The sequence below is a fragment of the Alteromonas sp. AWJ4_197 genome (assembly GCF_056160285.1).
The window spans coordinates 271,149-283,823 of sequence record NZ_JBSWWW010000003.1 but is presented as its reverse complement, the minus strand read 5'-3'; the positions used below and the strand labels follow the sequence as shown (position 1 = coordinate 283,823).

The 12,675-nt window shown below is 48.8% G+C and carries 11 protein-coding genes; 6 read left to right on the top strand and 5 right to left on the bottom strand.

Annotated elements, in window-relative coordinates:
* Window positions 1–2,610 carry a TonB-dependent receptor plug domain-containing protein gene (locus tag ACXAGC_RS07835; protein ID WP_474843876.1) on the bottom strand — a complete coding sequence of 870 codons (2,610 nt, stop codon included), beginning with the start codon at window positions 2,608–2,610 and terminating at the stop codon, window positions 1–3.
* Between the two features lie 335 nt (window positions 2,611–2,945).
* Here ACXAGC_RS07835 and ACXAGC_RS07830 point away from each other — a divergent pair, with 335 nt between their 5' ends.
* From ACXAGC_RS07830 to ACXAGC_RS07810, 5 genes are all read left to right on the top strand, one after another.
* Window positions 2,946–3,827 (top strand): helix-turn-helix domain-containing protein, encoded by an 882-nt coding sequence (locus ACXAGC_RS07830; protein ID WP_474843874.1) that lies wholly within the window; start codon window positions 2,946–2,948, stop codon window positions 3,825–3,827.
* Between the two features lie 331 nt (window positions 3,828–4,158).
* Window positions 4,159–5,052: an amidohydrolase family protein gene (locus ACXAGC_RS07825; RefSeq protein WP_474843872.1), complete on the top strand. Its 894-nt coding sequence runs from the start codon at window positions 4,159–4,161 to the stop codon at window positions 5,050–5,052.
* Window positions 5,053–5,123: 71 nt separating this feature from the next.
* Window positions 5,124–6,065 carry a Gfo/Idh/MocA family oxidoreductase gene (locus tag ACXAGC_RS07820; RefSeq protein ID WP_474843870.1) on the top strand — a complete coding sequence of 314 codons (942 nt, stop codon included), beginning with the start codon at window positions 5,124–5,126 and terminating at the stop codon, window positions 6,063–6,065.
* Window positions 6,066–6,167: 102 nt separating this feature from the next.
* A complete protein-coding gene (locus ACXAGC_RS07815; protein ID WP_474843868.1) occupies window positions 6,168–7,154 on the top strand; it encodes an aldo/keto reductase in 987 nt (328 codons plus the stop codon).
* Between the two features lie 468 nt (window positions 7,155–7,622).
* Window positions 7,623–9,305 carry a glycoside hydrolase family 43 protein gene (locus ACXAGC_RS07810; RefSeq protein WP_474843866.1) on the top strand — a complete coding sequence of 561 codons (1,683 nt, stop codon included), beginning with the start codon at window positions 7,623–7,625 and terminating at the stop codon, window positions 9,303–9,305.
* Between the two features lie 81 nt (window positions 9,306–9,386).
* Here the strand turns inward: ACXAGC_RS07810 and ACXAGC_RS07805 are convergent, their stop codons facing one another.
* The 4 genes from ACXAGC_RS07805 to ACXAGC_RS07790 all read right to left on the bottom strand — a co-directional run bounded on the left by ACXAGC_RS07805 (window position 9,387) and on the right by ACXAGC_RS07790 (window position 11,678).
* Entirely contained in the window at window positions 9,387–9,521 is a 135-nt protein-coding gene (locus tag ACXAGC_RS07805) for a hypothetical protein (protein ID WP_474843864.1), read from the bottom strand.
* Window positions 9,514–10,296 (bottom strand): LysR family transcriptional regulator, encoded by a 783-nt coding sequence (locus ACXAGC_RS07800; protein ID WP_474843862.1) that lies wholly within the window; start codon window positions 10,294–10,296, stop codon window positions 9,514–9,516. The genes ACXAGC_RS07805 and ACXAGC_RS07800 overlap by 8 nt, the downstream gene beginning before the upstream one ends.
* A gap of 142 nt (window positions 10,297–10,438) precedes the next feature.
* The gene (locus ACXAGC_RS07795; protein WP_119499678.1) at window positions 10,439–11,284 is read right to left on the bottom strand and encodes a class III extradiol dioxygenase family protein; all 846 of its coding nucleotides are present in this window, start codon (window positions 11,282–11,284) and stop codon (window positions 10,439–10,441) included.
* Complete coding sequence (locus ACXAGC_RS07790; protein WP_119499679.1) at window positions 11,277–11,678, bottom strand: protocatechuate 3,4-dioxygenase; 402 nt, start codon at window positions 11,676–11,678, stop codon at window positions 11,277–11,279. Before ACXAGC_RS07790 ends, ACXAGC_RS07795 begins: the two co-directional genes overlap by 8 nt.
* Window positions 11,679–11,783: 105 nt before the next feature.
* Here ACXAGC_RS07790 and ACXAGC_RS07785 point away from each other — a divergent pair, with 105 nt between their 5' ends.
* Window positions 11,784–12,671, top strand: a complete 888-nt coding sequence (locus ACXAGC_RS07785; protein WP_474843859.1) for a helix-turn-helix domain-containing protein — start codon at window positions 11,784–11,786, stop codon at window positions 12,669–12,671.
* Window positions 12,672–12,675 lie beyond the last annotated feature (4 nt).

The window sequence follows — 12,675 nt, the reverse complement described above, 5'->3', positions numbered from 1 at the left end:
TTAAAAACGGGTTCTGAAGCCAACGGATAAGAAGCGGCCCATGCTCTTATAAGCCACACCCTCATCGATGTTACGGAACGGAGGATCTTCGTCCGTTACGTTATCAATGTTGAACGTCACCTGCGTATCCATGCTGAAGTCATAGCTGGCGAACAGCGACAAGGTGGTGTAGGAATCGATATGTTCCTCTGCCACATCAGCACTGCCTCGGTAATAAACTGTACCGGAGAAGTACCAGTCGTCACGGCGCAAGCCCAGCGTAGCCACACTGTTGAACGCTGAAATGGCTTCGTTGAAATCACCCAGTGCCAGCGTGTCGTTAAAGCCTGCGCCTTTTACGTTCTCTTTGTCACGGTTCATGATGTAGGTACCGCTTAATGAGAAGTCCAGTTCGCCTAAATCGATATCGCCGAACCATTGTACCGAGTAGTCCAGACCATCAACTTCGTACGCGCCCATGTTCGATTTACGCTGATCGCTTACCACATAAGGTAAGCCGTAAATATCTACCATGGCTTGCAGACTCTCGTAACCCTGGGTAGGGAAGTCGCCGAATTTCGCGATGATTTCTTCCACCGATGACGGGTTCACAATGTAGTAGTCTTCGTTCACTTCTGCATCGTAATAAGCCGGGCCGAAGTAGAAACCAGCGTTTTGATCCAGACGGTCCTCGTATGCAATGCTCCAGTAAGTCAGTGACACCTTCGTGGAGTCGGTGACGTACCAGTCGGTACCTAACGACATGGTTTCTGCGGTTTCAGGCTTAATGCCTTCCGATGCGCCGCTCAAGGTGAATGAAGGTTTAAAGAAATCCGGGAAGAACGGGCTGTCTGATGAACGCAGCGGACTGATTGGCAGGAACAGTTCATACTGCAGCGGTGCCGCTAAGTCGGCCAGTGCCGGGGCGTGGAATGACGTGCCCCAGGTACCGCGAACGGTAACGTCTTCGGTAGGGTTCCAGGTCACTGCGATTTTCGGGTTTGAGCTTGAGCCAACATCGTTGTACTTGTCGTAACGGCCTGAGATAGACACGTCCAGATGCTGGATACCCGGCATCATGTTGTCATCACCAACAAGCGGGATGTAGATTTCACCAAATACCGACTTAACGTTACGGTCGATGTCGCGTACTGAAGAGGTAGAAGGGTTACCCACTTCACCGGCCGTTACCGACTGATAGAAGGACTCTTCACGGTATTCTGAGCCTACTGCTGCCCGCATCATACCGCCGGCAATTTCAAACATGTCGCCGTTGGCAATGACTTTGAATTCCGTTAAATCCTGATCGGTACTGGTGTCGTCAAGCCAGTTATTAATGCCAGCCAGTACAGAGACACTGGTTTGTGACACATCATAAGGGTTCAGTGCCGTCTCAGTGGTACTGGCGGAAAGCGCTGCCAGCTGAGCATTCGCGTTAATGGAGTAGTCATGATAGTAAGACGTACTCTTACCATAGTTCACGGTACCCTTAACTTTCCACGTATCGCTAAGCTGATAAGTCAGGGTGGGCGTGATTTGCCATTGCTCATACATGGACGGGTTCGCGCCGGCGCTACCCCATACATCCGCATACGAGAATGAAACCGTGTTAGAGGTTTCATCACCAACGGCAATAAAGTATGGGTTGTCAGAGGTAATCGTTGCGGAAGCACGAATATCTGAAGGGTCGTAATCGGTTGCTTCACGGCGTGAATAGTACGCCAGCACATCCAGGCTTAAGCGGCTGGACAGTTCCTGAGTCAGGTTGGCGAACAGTGAATAACGCTCTTCTTCCGGATAATAAGACTGGTCGTCGTAGGTAGAACAGTAGTTCGGTGATGATGCATCCACACCAGGCAAACCATACAAAGTGTTGTCTAAAAGAATGTTGCCGGGCGTACAGGACGTAGAACGGTAATCTGCACCGCCAACACCGGTGAGATCTTCTTTAATGAAGTCCTGATCTTTACCGTACATCGGTGAACGGTCACCGTAAGAAAATGCAGTAACCAGTGTGCCTTTATCCCAGCTTGTGCCAAAGCCGCCGGAAATATCAATGCGGTCGTAGTCGCCCGCACCCATACCATATTGTACGCTAAGTTCACCGCCTTCCATGTCTTTCTTAGGAATGAAGTTGATGACGCCGGCAACAGCGTCAGAACCATAGATAGACGAACCACCGTCGGGAATCACTTCTACGCGCTCAAGCAAACTTGCGGGGATCATCGACGAATCAACCCAGTTCATCGGGCCAACCGGAACAAGGCGATTCCCCCCCAACATGACCAGAGTAGCCATTCCGCTCAAGCCGCCAATACCGCGAATTTGCGGTGGCTCAAAAGGAATTGAGGCTGTGAGGGTATTTTCCGGCACGGCGTTGAAGTCTGCCATTTGTGGAATGCGGCGAAGCAAATCGGTAGCAGAGGTCACACCCTGCTCAATGATTTTTTCCTGATTCAAACCGATGACGTTGGAACCGACGGGATTAACCCCTTCGATCAACGTACCGGTAACGGAAATGACTTCTACGTCTTCCTCGTCTTCTGTTTGTGTGTCCTGAGCAATGGCAGTGGCGCTCATTGAAACGCTTAATCCTGCAATAACAGCAAGAGAAAGTTTGTGTAGTGGCATGGGTGTTTTCATCGTTATAACTCTCAGTATTAACCGACAGGTGTGTAATTTGTTACCAAGATTTAACAATGCGTATACAAAAGTAAAATACTATATTTTTAATAATGTATTAGTTCAGACTATGCATGCTCTGTGAGGTCAGGCTGAATAAGGTTTTCCTGTGGGGCAATTCTCTACGTGATATCGAAAATATAAATATCAGATATGATTATTATGGATTGAAAATGATTGTTTGATAGTTCGGGATGACTTGCAGGATGTAAAAAACCTTGGGTTTTGTAAACAGCTGTTGTACTTTTTAATCATAATTTTCCTTCGTGAAGTACTTTTTCGCCGTGAAACCAGATGAGATCCCCTTCTATGATTTATATGGTGAGTCGTTCTTAAAGCTCAGTGCTGACTTCGTTCATCTGGAAGATATCCGCGCCCGCAGTGCGGGACTGGGATGGGAGATTTCGCCTCACCGCCACGGCAAATTATTCCAGCTTATTTGTGTGTTTGATGATGAATGGACAGTGCAACGGGATGATGAAAAGCTGACGCTTCAGGGAGACTGGGTAGTGACACTACCACCCGGCGTAGTGCACGGATTTACCTTCGCGCCGGACACCAACGGCTACGTGCTCTCTGTTAATGCCGATGTGGTAAATGCATTGCGCAGTGACAGCGCTATCGCGGACTTTACCGGTGCAGTATGGTCTTCACAAGCTATTGAATTTCAGGACAAGCATCAGTCTGAACGGTTCGTTGCTTATCTGCATATGCTGGCCGGTGAAATGCGCAGTAATGATCCCGGCGCCACAGTGAGCATCCATATGTTGCTTAAACTTTTGTTTGTGCTGGTTGCCAGGCAACAAAATACAGCCCGTAATCTTGCCGGTACATCGGGCCGGGACTCCAGGGTATTGCTGGGTTTCCGCGAGCTCATCGACAAACATTATCAGCAACATTTGAATGTGAATGATTATGCGTCTAAATTGTACATTTCTGTCTCTACCCTTAGCCGCATATGTCAGCAGCATCTCAATACCACCCCGAAAAAGCTGATCCACCAAAGACTGGTAAATGAAGCGAAGCGGCGACTGATTTACACCCGGCAATCGCTGGATGAAATTGCTGATACTTTAGGGTTCAAAGATACCGGTTATTTCTGTCGTTTCTTTAAACAGGCGGAAGGTACTACGGCGGGGGAATTCAGACGCCGGAGTGAGCTGTAAAAGTTCTGCTGCACTGGTATCTGTTTATGACAATTTATTTATGGCTGTAAAATCTGTTTTGAATGCTGATGAAAGGGGCGAAAGCCTTTTAATTCTTATTTAAAAAACTGAATTGTAAATAGTGCTTTTTTACTTGTATTTTTCGTATCGTTATAGAAAAAACTAATGTCTGTCGTCGCATTTCTTAACAGCATCTGTTAATTCGCGGTAGCATACTGTTAGCCCTGAAACGGCTTGTAGTTATTACGCCGCAACTGAATCGTTTCTGACAGCGAAATCCGGTGCCTGAATTATTTTGCGCTCCTTTCACTGTCAGCAGGAGAATGAATTAATGAGTGGTTTTACTGTTGATGCCGACTGGCTGCACTGGTGCGAGTCACCGTCGAAGCCGAAGTTTGTCGTACCGGAAGGTGCTGTTGACGCCCATTGCCATGTGTTTGGTCCCGGTAATGAATTCCCCTTCGCGCCGGAGCGCAAGTACACGCCATGCGACGCGTCTAAAGATCAGTTGTGGGCATTACGTGATTATCTGGGTTTCAGCCGCAACGTTATTGTTCAGGCTACCTGCCACGGCGCTGACAACCGTGCACTGGTTGACGCACTAAACCATTCTGATGGTCTTGCCCGCGGCGTTGCTACCGTAAAAGCGGATATTACTGATGAAGAGCTTCAGGTTCTGCATGCCGCTGGTGTACGGGGCGTTCGCTTTAACTTTGTAAAGCGGTTAGTAGACGCGCTGCCCTTCGACTCGTTGGGCACTATCGCTGAGAAAATTAAGCCTCTTGGCTGGCATATCGTGATTTATTTTGAATCTCAGGAACTGCCTGAGCTGTATGATTTCTTCACCAGCCTGCCTACCACTGTTGTGGTTGATCACATGGGCCGGCCTGACGTAACAAAACCGGTAGACGGACCTGAGTTTGCTCTGTTTCTGAAACTGCTGGAAGAGAACAAAAACTTCTGGTCAAAAGTAAGTTGTCCTGAGCGCTTGTCCATTGTAGGGCCGGAAGGCGGCTACGAAGACGTAGTGCCGTTCGCCCGTGAAGTGGTTACCCGTTTTGAAGACCGCGTACTGTGGGGAACAGACTGGCCGCATCCGAACATGAAAACACATATGCCGGATGACGGGCACCTGGTGGATATGATCCCTAAAATCGCCCCCACAGAAGCGTTACAGCGTAAATTATTAATTGATAACCCCATGCGCCTTTACTGGGCGGATTAATCATCGCCGCCGGTGCCTTCAGGAATGATGCTGGTCCGGCTGGCTGAACAGAAATGAGTTGGGAGAATAAAATGAAAGTAATCGTAGTGGGTCCCGGTGCGTTCGGGATCAAACACCTTGATGGCCTGAAAAATATCGATGACGCTGAAGTTGTTGGTCTGGTTGGCCGAAATTTAGAAAAGACACAAGCCGTGGCAAACGAATACGGTATTCCGAATGTGTATACGTCTCTGGACGATGCACTGGAATCCGATGCTGATGCCGTTATCCTCTGTACCCCTACACAACAGCATGCTGCGCAATCAATTCAATGTATGAAAGCCGGCAAACACGTACAGGTCGAAATTCCGCTGGCAGACAGCTGGGAAGATTCAGAAGCGGTTGTGAAAACCCAACAGGAAACCGGCAAAGTGTGCATGGTGGGTCATACCCGCCGCTTTAATCCTTCGCATCAGTATGTACATAATAAAATCACAGCCGGTGAACTGAATATTCAGCAGATGGATGTACAAACGTATTTCTTCCGTCGTAAAAATATTAATGCCAAAGGCGAGCCCCGTTCCTGGACCGATCACCTGCTGTGGCACCATGCTGCCCACACTGTGGATTTATTCGAATATCAGGCGGGTTCTCCTATCGTTAAAGCGAATGCGATTCAGGGACCAATCCATCCCGAGCTGGGCATCGCACTGGATATGTCAATTCAGCTGCAGGCTGAAAACGGTGCAATTTGTACACTGTCACTGTCGTTCAACAACGATGGCCCGCTGGGTACATTCTTCCGTTATATCTGCGATAACGGCACTTACATTGCCCGTTACGATGACCTGGTGGATGGCCGCGAAAATGCCATTGATGTCTCCAAAGTCGATGTGTCGATGAATGGTATCGAGCTTCAGGATCGCGAGTTCCTGTCTGCCATCAAAGAAGGCCGCGATCCGAACAGTAGTGTTCACAAAGTCATTAACTGTTATAAAGTGCTTCACGATCTGGAGCAGCAACTTAACAGCTGATGCTGCTAGTCTTCCGTATCGTGTGTCGACAACGTCAGGCAACTACAGCCTGCGTATCCGGCATGATGCGGAAGCGGTATAAAAGTTAACGGGAGAGAGAGAATGAAACAAAGAAAGCTGGCTGGTCGTCTGGTATCCGAAATCGGCCTTGGATGCATGAACCTCAACCACGCTTACGGCGCTTCAGTCTCTCAGCTGGAGGCCAGCAAGTTGCTGGCTTCTGCTTTTGAACAGGGTGTTACCCACTTCGATACTGCCGCGCTTTACGGTTTTGGCAGTAACGAAAAGCTGGTGGGTGAAGCCATTAAAGGTTTTCGTAAAGACATCTTTCTGGCCAGCAAATGCGGCATGACAGGCGTTGACGGCAAACGTGTCATCGACGGTCGTCCGGATACCCTGGTTAAAACCCTGGATACCGCTCTGCAAAGTCTGCAGACCGACCACATCGACCTGTACTACCTGCACAGAATCGACAAAGATGTGCCAGTGGAAGAAAGTGTGGGTACGCTAGGTGATATGGTGAAAGCCGGTAAAATCGGTGCCATCGGTTTGTCTGAGGTGTCAGCAGACTCTCTGCAGAAAGCCCATAAAGAATTCCCCGTTGCTGCGCTGCAAACAGAATATTCTCTGTGGACACGCAACGCAGAAATTGCCGTGCTGGAAACCTGTCAGAAACTGGGTATCGATTTTGTGGCTTTCAGCCCGTTGGCCCGTGGTTATCTTGCTGGTGGTATCGACAACCCGGAAGCTCTGGCAAATGGTGATATCCGTAAAGGTATGCCACGTTTTCAGGGTGACAACTGGACAGCGAATCAAAAGCTGTACGCTGAGTTTGCAGCCCTTGCTGAAGCAAACGGTGTCACGCCGGCTCAACTGGCTATCGCCTGGGTTCTGGCACAAGGTGACCATATTCACGCTTTGCCCGGCACGAAGTCAGAGGCGCACTTAACGGAAGATTTAAAGGCCAGCGCAGTGTCTCTGGATAAGCAGGTATTTGCACAGGCTGATGACATCATCAACCGTCAAACCGTGCAGGGTGCCCGCTATGGCGCAGGTGCACAGGCAGATATTGATACAGAAGATTTCTGAGTATTTCCGGTTAATATATCTCTGAACGTTTCCCAACCTGATAGTAGTTGAAGTCAACCGGGCCGCCCGGGGCTTAAGTGCATTGTTGTGCTGCTCATGTAGTATTTATTCCCGGCCTGCACCGCGGAAACGTCAGGTAAATCCATGTTAACTACAGGATTGTGAGCAGCCAGTGTAACGGACGAAAATACACACATCAGATAAGAAAAAAATATCTGTAACAATTACCCGTACTCACCCGTTTTTCCCTTAATATCAATTTGCCAGGTAAGCCTCATAGTCCGGAGAAAAAGAGCAATTGCGAGAGTAATACTAATAAACGTAACTGCAATGTAACTAAAAAGTAATGTTTGTTTCTTTATGTTAGCAAAAACGCAATCGGGTTTAAGATTTTTCATAACTCCTCAGGATTGAAGCCGCTTTTACTATCACATGTAATGCAAATTAAACTTCAACCCGGGCTATTTCATGAAAAGCAAAACATTCATCTGTTCTATTATTGCCGGTCTTGTATTGGCGGGATGTAATTCACAGTCAGTCACATCCGGTACTGCAATAAATCCTGACCACACTTCAGGTAAAGTAACTTTTAACTGGTTTGAGTACTCAACTCCGGGGGGCCCCGGAGAAGCGCCGGAGGGGAAATTTTTGAATCCGGTATTACCAGGTTTTTATCCTGACCCTTCTGTCACCAAAAGGGGGGATGATTATTATCTGACAACATCTTCTTTCAGTTATACACCCGGCTTACCGGTATTACATAGTAAGAACCTTACAGACTGGACCCTAATCGGCTATGCCCTCGATCGCAAGTCACAAATGGAGTTTGCAGGTTCGTCGGTCTCAAGGGGAATATTTGCACCCACCATTCGCTACCATAACGGTTTATTTTATATCATCACTACGTCAGTCGATAATGGAGGAAACTTTATTATTACAGCTGAAAACCCGGAAGGGCCATGGTCTGAACCAATTTGGTTGCCTGAAGTCGGGGGAATTGATCCGGATATCTTCTTCGATGAAGACGGGCGGGTTTACATCACCCATAATGACGCGCCTCCCGGAGAACCTCTTTATCAGGGGCATCGTGCAATCTGGATGTGGGAATATGACCCTCAGTCTCAAAAAGTATTAGCTGAAAGCCGGCAGTTACTTGTGAATGGTGGTGTAGATATATCTAAGAAGCCAATATGGATTGAAGCTCCGCATATTTATAAAATCGGTGACTGGTACTATTTGTCATGTGCTGAAGGCGGTACAGGTCCGCAACACTCGCAGGTCGTATTTCGCTCCCGTTCATTGGATGCCCCCTTTGTACCCTATGAAAATAACCCGATTCTGACACAGAGGGATTTAACCTATCCCCGTGCCAACCCTGTGGATACTGCCGGGCACGCAGACTTTATCCAAACCGGAGAGGGCGAATGGTGGGCGGTGTTTCTTGGCACGCGGCCGTACGATTTCGACTTATACAACACGGGCCGGGATACCTTTTTGTTGCCTGTGGAGTGGCAAAACGAATGGCCCCTTATCCTGCCACCTGAAACGCCTGTACCGGTTACGGTAACTCGTCCGGCTGGTACCCGGGCTGCACAGGGGACCGATTTTTATTCATGGAAAGACAGCTTCGACGACAAGAAGCTTAGTTTTCGTTGGCAAGGTTTGCGCGAGTTCGACCGCGACTGGTTGAGTACCGGAAATGGTGAGCTGAATATCACACCATTGCCGGGCTTACTCTCAAGTAAGGAAAAAGTAAGCTATATAGGAACCCATCAGGCTGCGGCAGATTTTGCTGCGACCACTGAAGTGACGATACCCGCTGATTCAACGGCTACCGCAGGTCTCGCTGCTTTTCAGAGTGCGGACTACCACTATTTCTTCGGCTTGCACGGGAAAAATGGTAAATATTCTGCCTTCATTGAGCAAGTAGCCGACGGCAAAGTGAATGTTATTTCAGAGCGACAGCTTACTACCTCTGCGGGTGAGCCGGTAACCCTGAAAGTTGAGGGCAAGGGAAGCAAGATCGCTTTTTCTTACAAAGACAACGGAAAGTGGATCTCTGCAGGCGATACTCTTGATGCAACTCTGTTAAGCACACAAAAGGCCGGGGGGTTCGTAGGCACCACTATTGGCTTGCATGCACGTCAGTAGTAAAAGGCACCGCAGACAGCGAATTTTGTAATAAGCAAACCGGATGTTGAACTCCGGTTTGCATCGCTTGGCTGTGAAATCTCATTTACCGGCGAAAGTTTGAGACTGTGTCTCTTCAGCAAACCGCGCCAGTTGCTTCGTCAGCCGGTCAACTATCTCTGGATGAGAGTCAGCCACATTAAAGCGCTCTGACGGGTCATCTTCAAGGTTATACACGGGTAGCACCGGCACTGGCCATCTCACCGCTGAATTCATCAAAAGGAGACATGCGCAGTTTCCACTTTTTATCTCTGACGGCTTCCGCCACATCACCACGGAAATAATAGAAGTAATTGTCTTTGCGTTGCAGATTCTCTTTCATGGAAATGTTTATTGCACCTTCCCAGATCCCGAATGCAGACCAGGGATAATCGCAAAGGGACGCTGCGCGTTCGTTCGCGGGCAGCGCATGGATAGGATGTGAGCGGCGGGCGAACAGCATGCTTTCGAGATCTAACAGCGGAATAGCACTGAGTCCGTGAGCCAGCTCACCGGCGGGGATAAAGCCGAAATACATGTCAGAATCACCATTGAGTACTTTGGGAATGGCAACGTCTGCTGATTCAAGCTTAATGCCGATGTTCAAGCCAGGAAACTGGTGATACAACAAAGGCAATACATCCGGCAAAATCTCAGACAGCCACACGGGGCCGGCGCTGCCTGTGAGAGGTTTGTAATAGTTCTGCTTAATTTTCTCAATTTCACGGGTGGTTATCTCCGCTTCCTTAAGGATGATATTGGCTTTGGTCCTGAGAATATCTGCGAAGGGAGTGGGGTTTAAACGGCCACCGGTTCTGTCGAATAGCTTCACATCCAGCAGAATTTCAAACTGACTCAAACTCTTCGACAGTGCAGGCTGGGACACATTCAGTACCTCCGATGCCGCCCGCAACGAGCCTTTGTCATAAATTGCTACAAACTGGGCAAGATGCCGGGACAACAAGAAGCGCATAGTACACCTGCATTAATATGAGTACGCTTATGTTGCCTCTGGTTGCAGGTAAAAGCCAGCGCGTCCGTTAAAGTCTGAGCATAAAAAACCGGAGGCCTGATGCCTCCGGTTAATTAACTAAAGCAAAACATGCCTGAAGTGATTATTCAGGATGGTTGTCCAGCACCATCACGCCCGCGCCGGTATTGGAAATCGGGGCATGGTAGTGCTTGTGCACCACTTCCACGTCGTGGCGTAATGCGCCGCGCATTACCATCCACATGATGGTTTCAATACCTTCAGAGCCTGAGCGGCGCATGATTTCAGTGTTCGAGAGGTCTGCAAACCACTCAGGATCAGTGGCGATTTTATCCATACACTCTAAATCGAATTCCACATCAATGATGCCTGCGCGCTCACCCTGTAGCTGGTGAGACATACCGCCGGTACCCAGAATCACCACGCTGAGATCGTCCGGGAAGCTGGCGATAGCTTTGCCTAAAGCCTGGCCCAGTTTGTAGCAACGGCGGGCAGTCGGTACAGGATGCTGAACGGTATTTACCGCCAGAGGAATGGCCTGAACCGGCCAGATTTCATGGTCACCGTAAAGCGCGCGGATAGGGTTTACAAAGCCGTGATCGACTTTCATTTCCTGACAGGTACAAATGTCGAATTCCTGCTCTACCAGCGATTCCGCCAGATGCCATGAGAAAGGTGCGTTACCCGTGAAAGGTGCGACAGGCTTCAGGCCCCAGCCCTCGTCGGCATTGAAGTACTGATCAGCACAGCCCAGCGCGAACGTGGGTACTTTGTCGAGGAAGAAATTCAGGCCGTGATCGTTATAAACCACAATCACGATGTCGGGCTTCTTCTCTTCCAGCCACGCCTTGGCCGGACCGTAGCCGTCAAAGAAGCGTTTCCAGTAAGGCTCCTGCGTTAAATTATTGGATATTGCAGCGCCCACTGCCGGAATATGTGAGCTGGTGATACCGCCTAAAAGCTTAGCCATTCCAGTAGTCTCCTTTTGCCTTAATCAGTTCATCGAGCTTTTCGGCCCGTTTTTGTAAATTCGCGATAAATTCTTCAGTCGTAATGCCCTGAAACGCCGCGCCGGCATCCTGTACTGATGTGCCACGGGGAATCGCCATTTTGGCCATGAAGTAAATGTTTGCACCCATACGCAGCATGCCGAGAAAATCCTGATTCACTACGGCATCTTTATATTTGTCTTTCACACCCATTTTGTCGCAGTAAGCGGCCGGGTCCTGATCAAACTCAAGGCGGTTGGCTTCTTCATTAAAAGAAAACAGTAACTTGTTTAACGCATAGGCCGGGTTGGCTGCGCGTCCGTCGAACACATAAGTGCCCGGAATATCGTCATAATCTTTGGGTTGCCAGCTCATTGTGAAACCTCTGTTAACATTGTTTATTGTATTTTATATAGATTGAATGCATAGTTAATGCATAAAAAAGGTGCTTAATTGTCAATTTTGTAGAAAGTGAAAATTATGTTGAATTCTTTGGACGCGGTGGATTTCTATGGTGATAACGAACAGGTGGAACACAGACACATTCTGTACTGTGAGCCGCTGACCACACGCAGTGAACGCCACGACTGGATGATTCAGCCTCACCGTCACAGGGATTTGCACCAGATTTTTTTCGTCGTCAAAGGGGGAGGGCAAGTTCAGCTGGATGAGCAGCAATTAGCTGTATCCGCGCCGGTATTATTGTCTATTCCTGAAGGCCACATGCACGGTTTTCAGTGGGAACCCGGGTCTGAAGGATTTGTACTGTCAATTGTGTCTGCGGCGATTTCTGAAATCTCACCGGGAGCCTATCAGGCTGCGTTTCAGGAAGGCGCTATTTTGCAGGATATTCCGGCGCAAACCTGCGAAGATTTGCAGCTTATTTGCAAACAACTGAAGCGGGAGGCCGACGGCCACGGGCAATTTGAAGAACAAATGACCATCGCACTTTTAAGGCAGATGGTTGTGCATATTGCCAGGTGTACATCGCAACATGAAGATGTGCCCGGTCAGTATTCCAAGGCGGAAAGAAAGTTTCTGCAGTTTAAAGCGCTGATCGCCCAGTTCGGCACAACGCATCACCAGGTGGGATGGTATGCAGGAAAAATCGGCGTATCAGCGGCGCACTTAAATCAGCTTTGCCAGCAACATGCGTCCGTGAATGCATTGTCGATGATCCACCGGCATTTGCTGGTGGAAGCCAAGCGGCATCTGATGTTCGCCGATTTCAGCATTACCTCAATCGCCTACCGCATTGGCTTTAAAGATCCGGCGCACTTTACCAAATTTTTTACCAAAAAGGCCGGGTTGTCACCGCTGAAATTCAGACAGGAAACCCGTGATAAAGCGTCGCCGGAATCAGCGTAAGCCG

Bases quoted from the DNA above. Each gene is read 5' to 3' on its own strand.
- ACXAGC_RS07815 (WP_474843868.1), top strand. From the start codon at position 6,168: ATGAAACAAAGAAAGCTGGCTGGTCGTCTGGTATCCGAAATCGGCCTT.
- ACXAGC_RS07785 (WP_474843859.1), top strand. From the start codon at position 11,784: ATGTTGAATTCTTTGGACGCGGTGGATTTCTATGGTGATAACGAACAG.
- ACXAGC_RS07835 (WP_474843876.1), bottom strand. From the start codon at position 2,610: ATGCCACTACACAAACTTTCTCTTGCTGTTATTGCAGGATTAAGCGTT.
- ACXAGC_RS07795 (WP_119499678.1), bottom strand. From the start codon at position 11,284: ATGGCTAAGCTTTTAGGCGGTATCACCAGCTCACATATTCCGGCAGTG.
- ACXAGC_RS07810 (WP_474843866.1), top strand. From the start codon at position 7,623: ATGAAAAGCAAAACATTCATCTGTTCTATTATTGCCGGTCTTGTATTG.
- ACXAGC_RS07820 (WP_474843870.1), top strand. From the start codon at position 5,124: ATGAAAGTAATCGTAGTGGGTCCCGGTGCGTTCGGGATCAAACACCTT.
- ACXAGC_RS07800 (WP_474843862.1), bottom strand. From the start codon at position 10,296: ATGCGCTTCTTGTTGTCCCGGCATCTTGCCCAGTTTGTAGCAATTTAT.
- ACXAGC_RS07790 (WP_119499679.1), bottom strand. From the start codon at position 11,678: ATGAGCTGGCAACCCAAAGATTATGACGATATTCCGGGCACTTATGTG.
- ACXAGC_RS07825 (WP_474843872.1), top strand. From the start codon at position 4,159: ATGAGTGGTTTTACTGTTGATGCCGACTGGCTGCACTGGTGCGAGTCA.